At 43.6% G+C, this 19,223-nt stretch carries 19 protein-coding genes; 8 read left to right on the top strand and 11 right to left on the bottom strand.

All coding sequences use genetic code 11. The features are described from left to right. Positions 1 to 176: 176 nt before the first annotated feature. Positions 177 to 1,523, top strand: coding sequence for an MATE family efflux transporter (locus tag BQ5375_RS07345; RefSeq protein ID WP_022132443.1), 1,347 nt, complete (start codon positions 177 to 179; stop codon positions 1,521 to 1,523). Positions 1,524 to 1,562: 39 nt separating this feature from the next. Here BQ5375_RS07345 and BQ5375_RS07340 read toward each other — a convergent pair whose 3' ends face one another. The 3 genes from BQ5375_RS07340 to BQ5375_RS07330 form a co-directional block, all read right to left on the bottom strand. Continuing rightward, positions 1,563 to 3,020 (bottom strand): sensor histidine kinase, encoded by a 1,458-nt coding sequence (locus BQ5375_RS07340; protein WP_159438022.1) that lies wholly within the window; start codon positions 3,018 to 3,020, stop codon positions 1,563 to 1,565. 23 nt (positions 3,021 to 3,043) lie between these two features. Continuing rightward, entirely contained in the window at positions 3,044 to 3,718 is a 675-nt protein-coding gene (locus BQ5375_RS07335; protein ID WP_022132441.1) for a response regulator transcription factor, read from the bottom strand. A gap of 244 nt (positions 3,719 to 3,962) precedes the next feature. After that, entirely contained in the window at positions 3,963 to 6,380 is a 2,418-nt protein-coding gene (locus BQ5375_RS07330; protein WP_076917652.1) for a transglycosylase domain-containing protein, read from the bottom strand. A 307-nt stretch (positions 6,381 to 6,687) separates the two neighbouring features. Between BQ5375_RS07330 and BQ5375_RS07325 the strand changes: the two genes are divergently transcribed. Next, the gene (locus tag BQ5375_RS07325; protein WP_022132439.1) at positions 6,688 to 7,068 is read left to right on the top strand and encodes a hypothetical protein; all 381 of its coding nucleotides are present in this window, start codon (positions 6,688 to 6,690) and stop codon (positions 7,066 to 7,068) included. A gap of 137 nt (positions 7,069 to 7,205) precedes the next feature. Next, a complete protein-coding gene (locus BQ5375_RS07320; protein ID WP_022132437.1) occupies positions 7,206 to 7,577 on the top strand; it encodes a VOC family protein in 372 nt (123 codons plus the stop codon). A 128-nt stretch (positions 7,578 to 7,705) separates the two neighbouring features. Here the strand turns inward: BQ5375_RS07320 and BQ5375_RS07315 are convergent, their stop codons facing one another. The 6 genes from BQ5375_RS07315 to BQ5375_RS07290 form a co-directional block, all read right to left on the bottom strand. Next, the gene (locus BQ5375_RS07315) at positions 7,706 to 7,876 is read right to left on the bottom strand and encodes a 4Fe-4S ferredoxin (protein ID WP_022132436.1); all 171 of its coding nucleotides are present in this window, start codon (positions 7,874 to 7,876) and stop codon (positions 7,706 to 7,708) included. 272 nt (positions 7,877 to 8,148) lie between these two features. Continuing rightward, positions 8,149 to 9,027, bottom strand: a complete 879-nt coding sequence (locus tag BQ5375_RS07310) for a PSP1 domain-containing protein (protein ID WP_022132435.1) — start codon at positions 9,025 to 9,027, stop codon at positions 8,149 to 8,151. A gap of 59 nt (positions 9,028 to 9,086) precedes the next feature. Beyond that, positions 9,087 to 10,073 carry a DNA polymerase III subunit delta' gene (gene holB, locus BQ5375_RS07305; protein ID WP_022132434.1) on the bottom strand — a complete coding sequence of 329 codons (987 nt, stop codon included), beginning with the start codon at positions 10,071 to 10,073 and terminating at the stop codon, positions 9,087 to 9,089. Between the two features lie 34 nt (positions 10,074 to 10,107). Next, a complete protein-coding gene (locus tag BQ5375_RS07300) occupies positions 10,108 to 10,431 on the bottom strand; it encodes a cyclic-di-AMP receptor (protein ID WP_022132433.1) in 324 nt (107 codons plus the stop codon). A gap of 92 nt (positions 10,432 to 10,523) precedes the next feature. Next, on the bottom strand, positions 10,524 to 11,870 hold the full coding sequence (locus BQ5375_RS14515) for an aminotransferase class I/II-fold pyridoxal phosphate-dependent enzyme (RefSeq protein ID WP_022132432.1): 1,347 nt from the start codon (positions 11,868 to 11,870) through the stop codon (positions 10,524 to 10,526). Beyond that, positions 11,860 to 12,705, bottom strand: a complete 846-nt coding sequence (locus BQ5375_RS07290) for an epoxyqueuosine reductase (RefSeq protein WP_022132431.1) — start codon at positions 12,703 to 12,705, stop codon at positions 11,860 to 11,862. Before BQ5375_RS07290 ends, BQ5375_RS14515 begins: the two co-directional genes overlap by 11 nt. Before the next feature lie 186 nt (positions 12,706 to 12,891). Here BQ5375_RS07290 and sdaAB point away from each other — a divergent pair, with 186 nt between their 5' ends. The 3 genes from sdaAB (at position 12,892) to BQ5375_RS07275 (ending at position 15,371) form a co-directional block, all read left to right on the top strand. Then, positions 12,892 to 13,563, top strand: coding sequence for an L-serine ammonia-lyase, iron-sulfur-dependent subunit beta (sdaAB, locus tag BQ5375_RS07285; protein WP_022132430.1), 672 nt, complete (start codon positions 12,892 to 12,894; stop codon positions 13,561 to 13,563). Positions 13,564 to 13,606: 43 nt separating this feature from the next. Then, positions 13,607 to 14,530 carry an L-serine ammonia-lyase, iron-sulfur-dependent, subunit alpha gene (gene sdaAA, locus BQ5375_RS07280; RefSeq protein WP_022132429.1) on the top strand — a complete coding sequence of 308 codons (924 nt, stop codon included), beginning with the start codon at positions 13,607 to 13,609 and terminating at the stop codon, positions 14,528 to 14,530. A 211-nt stretch (positions 14,531 to 14,741) separates the two neighbouring features. Then, positions 14,742 to 15,371, top strand: coding sequence for an FUSC family protein (locus tag BQ5375_RS07275; RefSeq protein ID WP_022132428.1), 630 nt, complete (start codon positions 14,742 to 14,744; stop codon positions 15,369 to 15,371). Between the two features lie 12 nt (positions 15,372 to 15,383). On the opposite strand, the gene BQ5375_RS07270 is transcribed toward BQ5375_RS07275, so the two are convergent. Continuing rightward, positions 15,384 to 15,596 (bottom strand): hypothetical protein, encoded by a 213-nt coding sequence (locus BQ5375_RS07270; protein WP_076917650.1) that lies wholly within the window; start codon positions 15,594 to 15,596, stop codon positions 15,384 to 15,386. Positions 15,597 to 15,801: 205 nt separating this feature from the next. Here BQ5375_RS07270 and BQ5375_RS07265 point away from each other — a divergent pair, with 205 nt between their 5' ends. Then, positions 15,802 to 16,935 (top strand): hypothetical protein, encoded by a 1,134-nt coding sequence (locus BQ5375_RS07265; protein WP_022132426.1) that lies wholly within the window; start codon positions 15,802 to 15,804, stop codon positions 16,933 to 16,935. Positions 16,936 to 16,994: 59 nt separating this feature from the next. Further along, complete coding sequence (locus BQ5375_RS07260) at positions 16,995 to 17,747, top strand: class I SAM-dependent methyltransferase (protein ID WP_022132425.1); 753 nt, start codon at positions 16,995 to 16,997, stop codon at positions 17,745 to 17,747. 31 nt (positions 17,748 to 17,778) lie between these two features. Here the strand turns inward: BQ5375_RS07260 and glgA are convergent, their stop codons facing one another. Then, the gene (glgA, locus tag BQ5375_RS07255; protein ID WP_022132424.1) at positions 17,779 to 19,200 is read right to left on the bottom strand and encodes a glycogen synthase GlgA; all 1,422 of its coding nucleotides are present in this window, start codon (positions 19,198 to 19,200) and stop codon (positions 17,779 to 17,781) included. Between the last annotated feature and the right edge of the window lie 23 nt (positions 19,201 to 19,223).

The raw sequence follows: 19,223 nt of genomic DNA, 5'->3' as shown, positions 1-19,223 counted from the left end.
GTACTATTTGCAGTCATCGTATTCTCTAAAATTTTTTCTTTTTTTCGTTCTAAACTTCACTACTCTATTGTTCTATTCCAAACAAAGTGTTAAAATAATGAAATATTTTTATGCTTTGTGTCAAGTTTCTTTAAAATGTGTTGACACAAAAATTGATTTTGAAAGGATGGGTATTCTTGTTTTCCAAAAAAGACCTTCAGCGCCTGATTATCCCGCTGATCATCGAACAATTTCTTGCCATCACCATCGGTATGGCCGATACTGTCATGGTTTCCAGCTGCGGAGAGGCTGCTGTTTCCGGTGTATCGCTGGTCGATGCAATCAATATTCTGCTGATCAACATCTTTTCCGCTCTTGCTACTGGCGGCGCCATCATTTCCTCCCAGTACATTGGTCGTGAAGAACCTCATAAAGCTTGTGAAGCTGCCAAACAGCTCGTACTTTCCGTGTTTGTTCTGTCCATGGTAATTGGCGGAATCTGTGTCTTTGGCGGACCACAGATTCTGGGACTGATCTATCATGATGTTGAGCGTGCGGTTATGGATAACGCTGAGATTTACTTTTTCCTGACTGCGCTTTCCTATCCTTTTATCGCTCTTTATAATGCCGGTGCAGCATTGTTCCGTGCTATGGGAAACTCCAAAGTTTCCATGACAATCTCCATCATCATGAACTGTATCAATGTTGGAGGAAACGCAATTTTCATCTTTGGATTTAACATGGGAGCTGCTGGTGCAGCACTTGCAACCCTGATTTCCCGTATTGTAGGTGCAATCTTCATTTTGATTCTCTTAAAACGTCCTGTCAACATTATTCATGTTGACTCTTATCTCCACTTGGAATTTCGTCCTCAGATGGTCAAAAACATTCTGGAAATCGGTATTCCAAATGGTCTGGAAAATGGAATGTTCCAGCTTGGAAAGATCATTGTTCAGGGTATGATCGCCTCTTATGGAACCGCTGCCATTGCAGCAAACGCTGTCTGCAACTCGATTGCCGGCTTCCCGATTATCCCTGGTACTGCAATTGGACTTGCTATGGTAACCGTAGTAGGACAATGTGTGGGTGCACAAAGATATGAAGAAGCCAAAAAATACATTGTCCGTCTGACCGGACTTGCCTATATCTTTATGTTGATCCTCAATATTTTGATTGCTGTTTTCTGCGGACCGATTGTCGGATTCTTTAATCTGTCAGCAGAAGCAACCTCCACTGCAGAACAGATCATGCTCTGGCACAGCCTGTTCTGTGCGGTCCTTTGGCCAACGGCATTTACGATGCCAAATGGTCTGCGCGCTGCAAACGATGTGAAGTTTACCATGACCGTTTCTGTTCTCTCCATGTGGATTTGCCGTATCTGCATGAGCTACGTTTTTGGAACCATGTTAGGAATGGGCGTTCTGGGTACATGGTTTGCAATGTTCCTTGACTGGGTATTCCGCATCATTTTCTTTGTCGTTCGTCTCCAATCCAACAAATGGCAGCACCGTGAACTGCAGCAAAAACTCTCTGCTCAAGGATAACTAAAAAAAGCCACCGATCTTGATAATCGGTGGCTTTTTTTACTGGTTTTGTTTTTTAACAAATTTTTCTGTTTGCTGCTGATCCAGCACTTCCAACGCAAACCAGAAGGTGCTTCCCTGATTTTGTTTGCTTTCTACCCCATATTCAGCCTGATGCTGCTGGAGAATGTTTTTTACAATACAAAGCCCAAGTCCGCTTCCCTCTGAAGCAGAAGTTCTGTTTCCCTGCTCGATCCGATAATATCGATCCCAGATACTGGAGATCTTATCTTCTGCAATACCCGGACCATTATCGGTTACTCTCACAAAAACTTTTTTATCCTGTACAAGCTGTTGTACCCGGATTTTTTTATCTTGTCCTGTGTGGTTGATTGCGTTGCAGATAAAATTATAGATTACGCGGCTAATCTTTGTTTGATCTGCTCTTACCCACACCCTGCGATCCTTCTCAAAACTAATTTCCCACTGTTTTTGTGCTGTCAATTTTTGATAATGATATACTGTCTCCTGCAATAAATCAGTAAGACAAAAAGTTTCAAGCTTCAAACGAGGCACTGCCTCTTTCATTTTGGAAAGATCCAAAATATCGTTAACCAGCATAGAAAGACGATTTGCCTCATCTATCATAATCTGAACATTTTCTGGTGTATTCTCACCAGGAATTTCCTGCATCATCTGCGCATAGCCGATCATCATAGTAAGCGGCGCACGCAGATCATGAGAAATATTTGCCAGAAGTTCTTCCCGGTTTTGTTCAATTTCTGAGAATTTCTTTACTGCGCAGTTAAGCGACTCTCCAAGATCTTTCATAGAAGAACAACCTTGTACCGGAAAACAAACATTAAAATTTCCCACAGCCAGTTCCTGAGCAACTTCCTTGTACTGCCCTATTTTGCAGTTAAACCTCGTTTTCAGGAAAAGACAGCCTGCAAGCGCAAGCAATAATAATGTTATAGAAACAAAAAGCATCTGAGTCCACATTACATCCAGATTAATCTTGTTTTGCGTGATAATTGAACGCATCAAAACCAAAAGCTCTGTTCCATCTTTTTGTTTTACCAGTTGAGCACAGGTAATCATCCTGCATGTATTGGAGTCTTTATAAAAAGCCGAATCTGTTTCTTCATCCGATTCATCCGCAACATCAAATTTGGTCAGGTGTTCCCACATGATTCCATTTTCTGAAACCTCATCCTGATACAAATCAATCAGCTGCTCTGTTGTGTATTCTGCAAGAGAAGTTTGTTTTGTATTCAAACGGTCCACTCCATTTGAATCAACAATTCTGACTTCTATACCGGCAGATTGAATCTTCGAAATGATTTCATCCAGATTATTTTCGTCAATGTTGTTTGACACTTCCACTAATGCGGATTTTACCATGTTCTTCTTTAAGAATTGATAAACATCGTCCAGAAAGAAAAGCTGAGCAAACCAGGCCATCAGCAACACGCCGATGAAAAACACCAGGACTGCCGCCAATCTTTTTTGGGACAAAAGGCCATGAGTATCCATGGTCTTTACTGTGCTTCAAAGCGATAACCAACACCGCGCAGGGTAACGATATAGCGGCTGTATTGGCCCAAAGCTTTTCGCAGCAATTTAATGTGTGTATCCAGGGTACGGTCATCTCCAAAGAAATCATATCCCCAAACATCATTGATCAGTTTTTCTCTGGTCAATGCAATTCCGCGGTTGCGTACCAGGTAGAAAAACAGCTCATATTCTTTTGGCGAAAGCGAGATCTGTTCCCCATCTACATACACCATTCTTCCAGTAAAGTCTACCTTCAGTCCTTCAAAGGTAAGGATCTCTTTGCGTGGTGCAGAATAACCGCTGCTTCTCTTAATAATTGCCTGCACACGCAGCATCAATTCTTTCGGAGAAAACGGCTTTGTAACATAGTCATCCACACCCAGTTCAAATCCATGAATACGATCGTATTCTTCTCCCCTCGCGGAAAGCATCAGCACCGGAATTTGAGAAAACTTGCGGATTTCTCTGCATGCTGAAAAGCCGTCCAATTCCGGCATCATGACATCCAGTATCATCAAATCGAATTTTTCCTGTCGGCATAATTCGATTGCTGTCATTCCATCCGCAGCTTCTTCTACTTCGTATCCTTCAAATTCCGCATACTTACGAATCAGGACTCGAACTTTTTCTTCGTCGTCTACCACTAAGATCCGATACATTTTTCATCCCCCCAAATGATTTTGCCGCGGGAAAACGGCAGTTTCTGATTCCAAAAGAGAATCACTCCCAGCATAATCCTGCAAATTTTATCCTATCATGAATTTGTGACGGTAGAATGAACAGAACAAGGACTTTAAAAAAGATTAAAGATTCTGTATGTTTCTTGTTAAAAACAACAAAGACTTCCCGGCGTTTTTTCTGTACTGCCGAGAAGTCTTTTGTATTTTTTCTGTATCTTACGGGTTATCCTCTTTGTCCGAATAAGCCGCTTACACTATCCCAGAAACTGCCATCTTCATCATCTTCGCTGCTGGAAGACGTGCTGCTTTCATTTTTCTGAATCACTTTTCTTCCTCCGGATGTGCTGCTGTCACTGCTGTTTCCTTTCGCTGCCGAAGACAGAGAAGAAGAGCCAGAAGAACTGGAAGAAGAGCTGGAATCCGAAGAATCATCGGAATCTGTGGTGTTGTGATCATCTTCCTGAGTTGCTGAAGAAGCACTTCTGTGGAGAATACAGGATGATGGAATATAGGTTTCCTTATACCAGCCAGTTGCTGTGGACGGACAGTTTTCTGTCGCAAGGTCACCGGATTCCGTACAATACTGCATTGCCTTTACATTTTCGGAATAGGTGAAATCTTTTGCTTCCAGTCCTTCATGAATTGGGAGCATCAGATTCTTCCAGAAAATCGGGGTCGGATAGGTGGAATAATAGATTTCTTCCTGAATATCGTAACCCATCCAGACACCAGCAATATAATATGGAGTAAAGCCGATAAACCAAAGGTCAGGGTTATCGATAGCAACTTCCACACCGTTAACATACTTAACACCGGTGGAAGAACCTGTTTTACCTGCGGTGGTAATTCCAGTTTCACTTTTCAGATTTGCTTTTGCACCGGTACCCTGTGTTACAACAGTCTGAAGCAGTCGGTTGAGTACCGTTGCGGTTTCTTCCGATACAACTCGAACCTGTGTGGTATCTTTTTCCAGGACAATGTTTCCTTCCATATCTGTAACCTTGGTATAGGTATATGGTTTTACATATTTACCACCGGTTACAAAAATCTGGTAACAGCCTGTCAATTCTTCCAATGTCATACCGGTAGTCATACCACCAAGTGCCATTGCAGAAAGGCTGGTTGCATCCAGTTCATGCAGGGTGCTGACCTGGAATTTATTCTTCAGAGTATCATAGCAAACCTGCGGGGTCAAAATATTGACAATCTGCGCTGGAACGGTGTTGATAGACTGCTGGATCGCATACTGAACTGTCATTGGCTGGTGAGTATAGCTGTTTGAATAGTTCTGCGGCCACTGGAATGTTTTTCCGTTTTCGGTCAGAGTCAGCGGCTCATCAACAAAGGTAGTCGACCAGGTAATCAGGTCTCGTTCAAACGCATTGAGGTAAGCCGAGATCGGTTTCATGGTAGAACCCGGATGACGCTGCGACTGAGTTGCACGGTTAAACAGTCGGTTGGAAGTCTTTTCGTTGCCGCCGATCATGCCCTTTACACTTCCGTCCGGAGCAATAACGATTGCTGCTGTCTGCGGATATTCCGAGTTGTTCAGCGGTGGGAATGTGGAGGAATCAGCATAAGACGCTTCCAGAGATTTCTGTACTTTTGGGTCCATGGTCGAATAGATGCGGTAGCCACCGCTGTAAACCATATCGGTAGCATAAGCACGGGTATAGTTGTATTCTTCCTGAAGGTCGGTAATGACATCCTCGATAACCTGGTCAGTATGCCAGTCGGTTAGAGCGGTCATACCATCCGAAGTGGATTCCACTTCTTCTCTTTCAGCAAGCTGTACATCATAATTTACCCATTTTTCATATTCGCTTTGTGTCAGCATTCCGAGGTCACGCATTTCGCCCAGAATATATTCACGGCGTTTTGCGTTTTCCTCCATACCGGTACCCCATCCATACGTTTCATTGGTGGTTTCACGCAATGGATTATATTTGGTCGGAGCGTTTGTAATCGCAATCAAGGTTGCCGCCTCGGCCACATTGAGTTCACTGATATCCTTATTAAAGTAGAGCTTGGACGCACTCTGGATACCGTAACACTGATTGGAAAAGAATGCAACGTTCAGATAGGTTTCCATAATCTGTTCCTTGCTGTAACTCTTTTCCAGCTTCAATGCAGTAAAGATTTCCTGAACCTTTCGTTCCGGAGTAACCTCATCATTACCGGTCAGGTTCTTGATTACCTGCTGGGTGATGGTGGAACCACCCTGAATTCGACTGGAGCCACCAAAATAGCTCAGGGTCGACTTGATCGTTCTAAGCCAGTCAACACCATGATGTTCCCAAAAACGCTTATCCTCCGCAGCAACCGTTACGTTGACAATCATCTCCGGAATTTCATCATAGCTTACCCATTCACGGTTCTGACCGGAATACAGTTCCTTAACAACAGTTTCTTCCTGCGTTTCCGGGTCAGTGACGTAGATATAGGATGTATTGTTGAGGTTTACTTCGACATTGGAAAGATCGACAACCGGCGCTCCCTCCAGAGAGTTGAACACATAAAGTGCCATTACCGATACAACGATCGAACCGGTAATAATTCCAATAAAGATCAGAATGGCAAAAGTGCGGCCCAGTCCTCGAAAAAATCTTCTGACCGGTCCCGGACGTTTTGCTGTTTCCAAACAAATCCTCCTCCTTCTATGATTCGTTCTCCGCTTCCGGTATTTGCGGAGATGGATTTTCATTCGTTTGCTGTACGACATTTGTGACTTATATGTACACGCTACTTATTATACCACAATAAAAGTTAAAAATCTTAAAATTTTGAAAAAATTAGGAATTTAGCTAAATTCACAGTTTCTTCTCCTGTAAAATTTGTAAGTTTCCCGTTTGCTGTATAAATTATCCTGAGTTGGACAAATTAAGGATAGTATCATAATCGTTCTGTCAGCTTACGATGAAACCATAAAAAAGAAAGGGTGCGCTCTATTGAGACAAAATATCCTGCTTACCTGTGCCGCACTGACTGCGGTATGCATCATCACCGCATTTCTTCTTACTGTTTCCGATCTGAGCGCTTCCCAACCTCCTTCTGAGGCTCCAGGCCAAGAAACCAGTGAGCAGATGTCGGATGTCCCTCTTTCTCAGACAATTGGGGAATCTGACAGCAAATCCATCTCAGCGCAGTACTATCTGCGGGAATACGATGGAAAGATTGCTGTCTTCCTTCCGGATAAAAATGTTCCGGAAACTGTATTTGAAGTTTATACCTCCACACTGCCTTCCTATGACCGCGGTCAGCTGCAGCTTGGAATTCCCATCCAGAGCTATGAGGAGCTTGTGAAACGGATAGAAGACTATATCAGTTAATGTTATTCTTCTGTTCAAATGGTTACCAAATTGTAATGGAACTTTCATCGGAAAAGGATGATTTTTTTCTTGCCATGGAATATAATAGAGACATAGAAAAGATTAACCCAATGAAATGACGAGACGAGGCGATTCCGATGAACTTCAAATTTGCGCACAATAATATCAATGTACTCAATCTTGATGAGAGCCTTGCCTTTTACAAAGAAGCACTTGGTCTGACAGAGGTTTCGCGAAAAATCGCGGAGGACGGCAGCTTTATCTTAGTTTACCTTGGTGATACCTCCACTAAACACCAGTTAGAGTTGACTTGGCTTAGAGATCGCCATGATCCTTATGACCTCGGCGACAATGAAATCCACATTGCATTCACCACTTCTGATTTTGAGGCTGCTCATGAAAAGCACAAAGCAATGGGCTGCATCTGTTATGAAAACAAAGCAATGGGAATTTACTTCATTGCCGACCCAGACGGCTACTGGCTGGAAATTATTCCAGAAAAAAATTAGACTACTTTTTTCTCCATAAAATTATTCTCCTAACCTAACAAAAAAGGAACCCGTTTTGGGTTCCTTTTTTTGTATCTGCACGCAAAAAATAAGACAGGATATTCTCCTGCCTTACTTTTTACCAAAAACTATTCAGCTTTTGGAGCGCCTACTGGGCAAACACCAGCGCAAGCGCCGCAATCGATGCATTTGCCAGCGTCGATTTCGTACTTATCAGCTCCTGCGGAAATAGCGCCTACTGGGCACTCTGCTTCACATGCACCGCAGCTGATGCAATCACTGCTAATTTTGTATGCCATAACGTAACACCTCCATTATTTTATGTTCCTTCTTTAGGACAACGTACAAGCGTTCATCCTGTACACCCCTATTTTATCACATCATAAAAAAAAATCAACCAATATTCAGAATTTATTTCCGCTTTTTTGTTTGCCTTTTCTCTTATTTTTATACAAAATAAAATGTTTTGTGATATTTTGTTCTTTATTTCTTAGTCAAAACATCCACAAAACATCACAAAAGGACACCAGAATCATGGTGTCCTTTTGTATGCCGTTTATTTGATTTTATGCTAGTTTTCCAGCTTTTTGAGCTCTTTTTCCTGTTTGGCATCCGCATAATCTTCCTTCTGCGGACGAGCATCCTTGAGCACGCGAACTGCTTCGCGTTCAAACACCATTGGTGCACCATCACTTGCCTTGTCCAAGCGGACCTTTACCAGTCCTGTAAGCAGGCTGATCTCGGTTACAGTACCTTTTCCTTCGCTGGTGGATACATAAGCCCCCACTCGTGGTGTAATGCGGATCAGGTCTTCATACGCGTTCTGCTCATACTTTAAGCAGCACATCAGTCTGCCGCAGGTTCCCGAAATTTTGGTTGGATTTAAGGACAAACCCTGCTCCTTTGCCATTTTGATTGATACTGGCTGGAACTCTCCGAGGAAGGAAGAACAGCAGAATGGTCTGCCACAGATACCAAGACCACCCAGCATTTTTGCTTCATCGCGTACACCGATCTGTCTCAATTCGATTCGTGTCTTAAACACCGATGCCAGATCTTTTACCAGCTCACGGAAGTCGACCCTTCCATCTGCTGTAAAGTAAAACAGGATTTTGTTGTTGTCGAAGGTGTATTCCACATCAACAAGCTTCATATCCAGTTTATGCTTTTCAATTTTTTCCAAACAAAGTTTAAAAGCCTTTTTTTCTTTTGCTTTGTTTTCCTCAATATGCTTGCGGTCTTCCTCTGTCGCAATTCGGATTACCGTCTTGAGCGGTTTTACAATGCCCTCATCGTCAATTTCACGATTTGCAATTGCAACCTCACCGCACTCGATTCCGCGTGCAGTTTCTACAATTACTTTTTCTCCAATTGGCATCTGTACTCCGTTTGGAGAAAAATAATAGATCTTGCCCACCTGCTTAAAGCGAACACCAATTACTTCGGTCATGGTTTCCTCCATTCTATAACGAAAAATAGATAAACATTTTATTCTGTCAATTTTGATTGCTATTCAGAAATCGACTTTACTGCAGCACAAAAAGCTGCTGCAACCAGCGTCAGGCTTACATTCTGCGATACCTGCCAGGTTGCTTTATCTATTATATCAAGAATCTGCATGGCCTGCAATGTGGTCAAACGATTTTTCACCTGCATTGGGATATCGGAATAGTTACCAGGGACTGCGTTTTTATAACGAATCAACTCCCAAAAGTAAGAACGAATCTCCTGAAGATACTGCAAAAACTCTTCTCTTTTTTTGTTTCCCGTATACTCCTGTAAACAGCAAAGCAGCTCAAACTCCTGCCCTGCACAGATAATTTCTGCCGCATGTCTTGCGCTGCAGGCAAGCTGAAGTTTTTTCTCGTCCCGCAAAAGCTCCAAGGCTTTGCCAATATTTCCTTGAGAGAGATGTGCTGCTTCCTCCCGCCGTTCAGCAGTCACCGAAGCATCCGCAAGTGTTTCCAGTGCCTTGGCACACTCCTGTGGTGTACAAACGCTGATTGGAATTACTGCTGCTCTGGAAAGAATCGTCTGTAAAATGCGGGTACGGTTATTACAGGTCATGATAAACACGACCTGTGCTGGTGGTTCCTCAATAATTTTAAGCAGTGCATTTTGTGCCTGCTCAGTCATATTGTGGATATTTCGAAGGATGTATACCTTATACTCTCCATCATTGGGACGAATATAAGCGGTACTGCGGATCTCACGGATCTGATCAATATGAAACGCATTTGCCTTGTTATCCGAAGATACGATCTCCACATCCGGGTGCATATCGGACAAAATCAGGCGGCAGTTTCTGCACGCTCCGCAGGGACGGTTTGCCCTTTCCTGCTGGCACAGAACAGCTGCCGCGATCATTTTGGCAAAGGTTGTTTTTCCGCATCCATCCTCTCCTTCAAGCAGGATTGTATGCGGCAAACGCCCGTCAGTTATAAAATTGACGAGCGTTTGTTTGGCTTTATCATTGCAATAAAAGTTATTCAGCAACAATCTTTTTCTCCTGAACGTATCTCAGTTAAGATTATACTTTCTCGAAACGTTCAACATCCATTACGAAGATGGTTGCGCCGCCGATCTGAACTTCTACCGGATAGGTTGTGTACATACCAACACCATAAGAAGCAGAAGATGGAACCATCTGTTTACGTTTCTTGGAGTGATCTGCGATGATGGTGATAACTTCATCTACCTTTTCATCCTGAGTACCGATCAGGAATGTGGTGTTGCCCGAAAGGAGGAATCCACCGGTAGTTGCAAGTTTTGTTACAGAAAAGTGATTTTTGGTCAGCGCGGAAGATACCTTTGCACTGTCGTCATTCGAAACAATCGCTAAAATTAATTTCATATATGTAACCCCCTCTGCACAAGTAGAGCTTCCATTGCTACCTGGCAAATGTTTTTTAACTGGAATATCAGCTGTCTGAATCTTCCGTACTCCTATTTTACCACATCTATAACAAAAATACCAGAGTTTTTTAAGATTTTTATAATTTCTTTGTGCAATCTTTCCCCAGGCATAACAAGTGGAATTCCAGGCGGACAGGTAATTTTGACCTGTGCCGCGATCCTTCCTTCGGCTTTTTCCACTGGGACACTCTCTTTCGGGGATAAAAATGCTTCCCGAAGGCTCATAATCTTCTCTGATGGCACAATTGGAAATGCGGTAAATGGCTGGTTTTGAATCAAAATCTCGTCAAGCAAGGCTTCTGTTCGTTTAAAGTCCTCTTCCCTGTTAAACGGAGAAAACAGAAGGACACATCCGCTGTCGCTCAAATATTCCTCCATGATTTTGTGTTTTCTCAGCAATTTACGAAAACTCTGTGCATCCCATCCTGTTCCGGCAAGCGGGAGCGTTAATCGCATCGGGTCGCAATGCTGCGGAAGAACAAAGCCCTTCTCCCTTGCTTTTTGTCTTAATTCCTCACATCGTGTTACCGTCTGCTGGATTCTTTCTGCTCCATCCTGCATCAAAAATGCTGCAGTGCTGTCCATCGAAAGCATAATCAGATAGTTTGGACTGGTCGAACCAAAAACGGTCATCGCGCCTTTCATCTGCGGACAGTATTTTGCATCGGAAGTGTGCAGGAGCGCCGCCCCAGTCAATGCAAGCATGGTCTTGTGCAAAGAGTCACAGCACAGATCTGCTCCCAGCTGCATCGGGTGATATTCTTCTTTCAAAAAGTGAAGGTGTGCACCATGCGCATTATCCACAAACAGCGGAAGTCCATATTCATGAGCGATTTGGGCAATCGAGCGGATATCACTCATTACACCAAAATAGTCCGGGGACGTTACATAGACCGCACAAAGGGAATCCAATGTGCCCTCCTGTTTTTCTTTTTCCAGAACGCTGCGGATTTCATCGGGAGAAATCTCCCCGATCAGGCGTTCTTCCTGCTTTCTATTTGGATAAACCCAGACTGGCTCTAAACCTAACAGTGCCATTGCATTAACTGCCGCAGCATGGATGTTTCTTCCTGCCAGGATTCGGCCTTCCTTTTTTGCCACCATGCGAAGCATTGCCTGAATACATAAGGTAGAACCGCCAGCACTCATCACCGTTCCTTTTGTATCATAAAGTCGGGTAAAAATTTCTTCCAGCTCTTTGAGCGGTCCATCATCCTCAAACAGGCTGTCCGTACCTTCCACCTCGGTTACATCATACGCCATCAATTCCCCAAATGGGCTGATAGATGCCCCTTTATGCCCCGGCATGTGCAGTCTTGCATAATCCTGACGGATATATTCATCCAATGCCCTTTTGAGCGGTGTATTATCTGTCATCCTCGTTTGCTCCTTCCAACAATTGGATATTTCTCAAAATCGTCTTTTTTCCACGATAGTTATATGCTCTCGTTTTGAGCAATCTTTCTGCTATCTGAGCATCCAGTACCGCTACGGCAGATTCCAAAAATTCCGGTACCGGTGTCAATACTTTTGCTTCTTGGTTCATCGGGCAGACATCGTTGCAGATATCACATCCCCAGATAAGCCCCCCATCCTGAATCTGCCCGATTTCCCAATCGGTCAGTTCTCCTTTTTTCTGGGTAATATGGGATCGGCATCGTTCCAGACAGACACTTCCATCCGATTGAAGTGCTCCCTGCGGACAAACACTTTGGCATTTCCCGCATCCAATACATTCTCCGGAATTCAGTGGCCGGTCCGGCTGCAAAACAAGATCGGTGACAACCTCACCTATAAAAACATAACTTCCATATTTTGGGTGCAGGATCAGCCCATTTTTCCCCCGTCTGCCCAAACCTGCGTGGAAAGCTGCACTCACTTCCCGAATCGGGGAATTATCGGTAAACGGCTCAAATTGGTTTTGTGGAAAAACTTCCTGCAAAGCTTTACAAAAACGATTGAGATACTCTCCTGCAATCATGTGGTAATCGGTCACCATCGCATATCGAGAGATATTGCGTTCTTTGTGCTCCCCTGTATAATATGGAAACAGGCACACCAGCACAGATGCTGCGTCCTGTGGAATTCTCTGTTTTGCCCTGCACTCCAGACACGGCAAAATCTGTTCAAAAGAACAGATTCCAAATGGAAACGCTTCCTTCCCTGACAAAATTTTTGAAGCGACTTCCTTTACTTTTCCGGTTGGTTCCATCCTGATTTCATCCTTTCCTCTTCTGTTATTACTTTAGCATATCCAAAAGCCTGCTGCAAGTTCTGCTTTTTTATTAGAATCATAGGGAGAAAATTGATTTCAATCTTTATCCGCACCGGAATTTATGCTACAATAAGGACAGGCTATTTTTTTAACCACAAATCCAATACAGGGAGGATTTCTGTTATGAATATCAGCATGTTCGATATTCTTGGACCGATCATGATCGGTCCTTCCAGTTCTCATACTGCCGGCGCTCAGCGTATCGGTAAGGCAATGTACAATATGATCGCAGACAAGGAACTGACTTCGGTTCACTTTATGCTGCACGGTTCCTTCCACCTCACTCTGCGTGGTCACGGTACCGACCGTGCACTGGTCGGCGGTGTTCTGGGAATGAACGCAAACGATCCACAGATCAAAAATTCTCTGCAAATTGCGCAGGAAAGAGGCATCGAAGTTTCCTTTGAAGGTGCTGACCTCGGTGATGTTCATCCAAACACCGTTCGCATCATCGCAAGAACCAGCGACGGCAAAATCGTTTCTCTGATGGGCTCCTCGATTGGCGGAGCAAATATCGAGATTGTGGAAATCAACGGAACCGCTGCTAAATTCTCCGGAAAATATCCGGCTGTTGTGATCAACCACACCGACCGCCTTGGCATTATCAGCCATATCACCTCGATTCTTGCAATCAATCAGGTCAACATCGTTACTGTTCTCAACTCTCGTGAGAACAAAGGTAAATCCGCTGTCACCATGATCGAAACCGATTCTCCAATCAGTGCAGCAGTAAAACGCGAGCTGGAAAGCATGTCTGCTGTCCACAGTGTTGTAACGATGGAACGCGTGATCTAAGCATTTATCGACCTTAATCCATTTTTCGAAAGGAACGTTTATTATGTACTTCTCTGCCAAGGAAATACTTGCTCAGCTTGATGGCACAGATATGCGCATCTGTGACCTGGTAATCAAAAACGAAACCGAAATTTCCGAGATCAGCCGTGAAGAAATTTTTTCGATGCTGGAAGAACGTTATCAGATCATGTACAATTCCGCTCACGATGCTCTGGAAAAAGAAATCCGTTCTCTGAGCGGACTGACCGGCGGCAGCGCAAAGAAAATGTGGGAATACTACAAAAAAGGCTCCAGCATCTGTGACAATACCATCATCCGCGGTGCAGCCTATGCACTCTCCTGTCTGGAAGTCAATGCATCGATGGGACTGATTGTTGCTGCTCCAACTGCTGGTGCCTGCGGTATCCTTCCAGGTTCGCTGCTCACCGTTGCAGAAAAATATGACATCCCACATCAGCAGGTTCTGGAAGCTCTTGCAACCGCTTCCGGTATCGGTCAGCTGATTGTAAAGAAAGCTACTGTTTCGGGCGCAGAAGGCGGATGTCAGGCAGAATGCGGAAGCGCTGCTTCGATGGCTGCTGCTGCAATCGTAGAAATGCTCGGCGGTACCCCTGCTCAGGCATTTGACGCTGCTGCAATCGCTATGCAGAATATTATGGGTCTTGTTTGTGACCCGGTAGCAGGACTGGTTGAAATGCCTTGTGCAAAACGTAACGCTTCCGGCGTTGCAAACGCTCTGGTTAGTGCAGACCTTGCACTCAGCGGCATCTTCAGCGAGATCCCATTTGATGAAGTAGTGGAAGCAATGTACAAAGTCGGCAAAGCATTGCCTTCTTCCCTTCGTGAAACCGCTCTGGGCGGCGTAGCTACCACACCAACCGCTCTTGCCATGAAAGAAAAGATTTACGGCAATCAGGAGACATCCTCCTGCACCGGAAATTGCGCTTCCTGTGGCGGCTGCAACTAAAAGATCATCTCTTTTTGGGTCCTGTTAACACAGGACCCTTTTTTATAAGTTATTAACGTAAGTTTTTACATTTTTTCTAAACCTTTTTCCTAAACCTTGTAGCAAATAATATAAAATGTTTACAAAAAACTTTATTTTTATTGTAATTTATTTATTGAATTGTTATACTTATATCAGAGTTTCTTTTCATAAAGCTGCAAGGAGAATCAGTATGGAACATACAACACACTATCATCCTCCCAAAATCGGCATGCGGGTAATCAAAACACTACTCTCGGTACTGCTGGTCACTCTAACCTATGATTATCTGCTTGGTGGACGCAATGCCTGTTTTGCCTGTATCGGAGCGGTTTACGCTATGGGCAACCATTTCCACGAAGGATTCAAATTTGGATTTAATCGCTTCGTCGGTACATTATTCGGGGGATTGATTGTAATTCCATTCTACTGGCTCTACTACCATCATCCACTTGGAATTCCAAAAGAATTTTACCTTGTTCTGGGACTTTTATGTCTGCTTTATCTTCACATCTTGTCAGGAGCAACTACTGCCATCCAGCCGGGGGCTGTTATTTATTTTGTTGTTCTATTTACTCAGCCGGTCAATACCTACATCGGCTACACCATCGCCCGCGTAATTGACACCGGTATCGGTGTTATTTTCAGTCTGGTACTGAATTTTCTTCTTCCTTCCAAACTGGATAAACGAAACGGATTTGATTTTCCGCACACCTTTCAGCGTTGGTTTAAAAGTAATCAGCGCCCTCCAAATGAACGATATCCGGTTGACCCGGAACCGGAAGTCAATCCAGAACAAAACTACGAAAAAAAAGGCTCTTAAAAGAGCCTTTTTTTATTGTCTCTTTTTCATATTGGAGTGAGGATGGGATTCCATCGCTTCACAGGCATGGGACTCCATCGCCTGGCAGGCATGGAGGTAAAGTTCATCCATATTGTGGATCTGATTGGTGCTCTGAATCAGCGCTCCCTGCGCATTTTCGGGAAGGGTTAGAAAAAACTGTTTTGCTTTTGCATCTTTTGCCAGCAGATCATTTAAGTTTTTCAATCAAATCATCGCCTTTCTAAAAGCTGGTATCAAATCTTTCCTGATTAGTATACGCACCTTTTTTTATGGCATACAAAAATCAAAACAAAAACTTTTCCTTTTGTTCTTCTTTCTTTTTCTGATCGAAGCATGGATTTTCCGCACCTTTTCTCCCTGCAATTTCTATACTGTAATAAGCTCGTGATTTTGCAAGGAGGTCTTCGTTATGTCTGAAACTGCACCGATTCGTTTTTTTCTGGGCTCCAACTCCCCGCAGGGATTTGTTTCGCGTTTTGATCAGCTGGATTATGGTGATCCTCAGTGGCATACCTTTTACATCAAAGGAGGTCCCGGATGTGGAAAATCTTCCTTTATGAAGCGGCTTGCTGCTGTGTTTGAAAATCGCTGTCCATTGATGGAACAGATTCCATGCTCCTCCGATCCAGATTCTCTGGATGCGGTCATCTTTCCGGAATGGAAAGTCTCGATTGCAGATGCTACTGCTCCTCATGCGCTGGAACCAAAGTATCCCGGACTTTCAGAAAGTATCCTGTCCTTTGGCGATTTTCTTGATCCATTAAAAATAAAACCTTATGGAGAAACCATACGTCTGATTTCCCAGACCACTTCCAAAAATTACTCTCAGGCAATCGATTGTCTTGCTGCTGCTAAAAGCTTTTTGAATGACTCCCATCGCATTGCACTGAGCAGCTTAAATCCGCAAAAACTAAATGCTTATGCAAAACATTTTTCCTATAAAAACTTCCCGAAAAAGTCCGGTCGTGGAAAAGAAAAGGTCCGTTTTTTAAGTGCCATCAATGCAGAGGGAATTGTAAGCCTTGCTTCCACGGTCCGCTCGCTTTGTCAGGATATTTGTTTTATCTCTGATGATTGGGGTGCTGCATCTTCCCTGTTTCTGTCCGCTCTCCGCTCTCATGCGCTGGAAAACGGTCAGGACGTCATTACCTGTTACTGTCCGCTTTCACCCCATACCAAAATCGATCACCTGATTTTACCGGAACTTGGTCTTGCTTTCCTGACCGAAAATCGCTTCCACGATCTTTCCGGACTGATAGATCAACCTACACTGATCAGCCAGCGCCACATCCATGCAAAACGTTTTCTGGATCTTGATTCTCTGCGCCGACACAAAAAGAGACTTTCCTTTAATCAAAAAGCCGCAGCCCAGATGATTGCACAAGCTGTATATCTGTTATCAGAAAACAAAGAACTGCACGATCAGTTGGAGCAAATTTATCTTTCTGCAATGGATTTTTCCATGATGGACGATGTACTGGAGAGTGTGGTTGCACAGATGATTGATTTTAAGATCGCCAGAGAAGGCTCTTCCCTGCTGTAAGGCAGCTGTACTTATGACACCAATTCTGCTATACTGAAAAAAGAATTGGTGGTGTTTTTATGCAGGAAAATCAAAATTTTGCAGGAAAGGCTTCGTCTTATCAAAAAGGCCGTTCTTCCTATCCCGATCAACTAAAATCTGTCTTGCACACACTCGTTTTTCCCCATACAACTCATCCTCGGGCTGCTGATATCGGGTGTGGAACAGGAATTTTTTCCCGTTTGCTGATTGATTGTGGTTATCACGTATACGGGATAGAACCCGACCCTTCCATGCTTTCCTTAGCGGCAGAGAAGCTGGATTCTAGGCTGTTTACCCCTGTTTCAGGCAGTGCGGAAAATATTCCCCTTTCGGACAACAGTGTTGATTTGGTTTCCTGTGCGCAATCCTTTCACTGGTTTGACAGTGTCTCTTTCCGGGCAGAATGTGACCGGATTTTACGACCAAACGGTAAAATTCTTCTGATATGGAACACAAAAGACACTGATTCCCCGATTATCCGAGACTATCAGGAAATCTGTACCCGAATTTTAGGAACACGGTTTTCAGGATTTCACAACGGGTTAAACCTTAGTGGAAAAGAAGTGCTTTCCTTTTTCCATTCGCATGAACATACCCTTACTTTTTCAAACGACCAATTTGTATCGATGGAAAAGTTTCTCCATTGGTGTCTTTCTTCCTCTTATTCCCCTCAAAAAGACGACCCATGCTATCTTTACTTTCTGGATGAATGCAAAAAGCTGTTTGTCCGCTACTGTGTTTCTGACAAAATCCTGCTTCCCAGCAACACCATTGTTCATATCGGAAATTAAAAAAGCAGCTCCAATCGGAGCTGCTTTTTTATTAATCTTTCAAAATCATCTTATACATGTTGACATAGTCGCCAGCAGATTTGTTCCAACTGAAATCGGACTCCATTGCTGACAGCATTGCTTTTTTCCAAAGAGGTTTGTTTCCAAACAGTCCTTCTGCTCTCTGGATTGCACCCAGCATATCGTGTGCGTTGTATGTCTTAAAGGTAAATCCGTTTCCGTTCTTGTCACCCATATCATGGATGCTGTCTTTCAATCCACCGGTTTCTCGAACAATTGGAAGGGTTCCGTATCTTGCTGCTACCATCTGCGCCAATCCGCAAGGTTCGCTCTTGGATGGCATCAGGAATGCATCTGCACCGGCATAAATCTTCTTGGAAAGACTTGGAATAAAACCGATCTTGACAGCAACTCTGCCTGGGTAACGGTTCTGCATCTCGCGGAAGAAATTTTCGTAAACTTCCTCACCGGAACCAAGGATTACAACCGAAACATTGTCCCTCATTAGGTCATGGAAGATATATTTAACCAGATCCAGACCTTTGTGAGAAGCCATACGGCTGACCATACCGATCAGCATACGGTTTTCATCCGGCTCCAGTCCCATCTCTTTCATCAGTTCCAGCTTGTTTACTTTCTTGTCTTCGATATGTTTTGCATCATAATTCTTATAGATGTTTTCATCGGTCTTTGGATCATTGTCTTTGATATCAATTCCGTTGAGGATACCGATGACGCGATCGCCTTTGATGTTCAAAATTGGGTCCAGACCATGTGAGAACCATGGATCATGGATTTCCATTGCATAGCTCGGGCTGACGGTATTGACGATATTGACCTGCATAATCGCTGCTTTCATCATGTTCAGGCAGCCATTATATTCCAGTACCGGATGCTGATATTCTGGAATTCCTAGAACATCCCAGGCAATTTCCATACCGTACTGACCCTGATACTGAATGTTGTGGATGGTGAATACTGTCTTGATTTCATGATATTTTGGAATGCTGCGATAGAATGTATTGAGATAAACCGGAACAAGTGCAGTGTGCCAATCATTTGCATGAACAACATCCGGATCAAAATCAATGTAGTTGATCATCTCCATTGCTGCCTTGGAGAAGAACGCAAAACGCTCTGCATCATCATAATATCCGTACAGGTTATCGCGTTTAAAATAATATTCGTTATCCAGGAAATAGTAAACAACTCCCTGATGACGGATCTTGAATACACCACAGTACTGATTACGCCATGCCAGCGGTACATTGAAGTTTCTTACAAACTCCATTTTTTCTCTGAACTGCTGCGGAATATTTTTATAAAGTGGAATTACAACACGGCACTCGTGTCCCAGATCACACAACGCTTTTGGAAGAGAACCTGCCACATCTGCCAAACCGCCGGATGCGATAAAAGGTCTTGCCTCACTTGCTACAAACAAAATTTTCATTCACTGTGCCCCCTTCAGATACG

The sequence above is a fragment of the Negativibacillus massiliensis genome, assembly GCF_900148495.1.
Taxonomy (GTDB): Bacteria; Bacillota; Clostridia; order Oscillospirales; family Ruminococcaceae; genus Negativibacillus; species Negativibacillus massiliensis.
The sequence above is the reverse complement of the archived record's forward strand: the minus strand, read 5'-3'. Positions and strand labels throughout refer to the sequence as shown.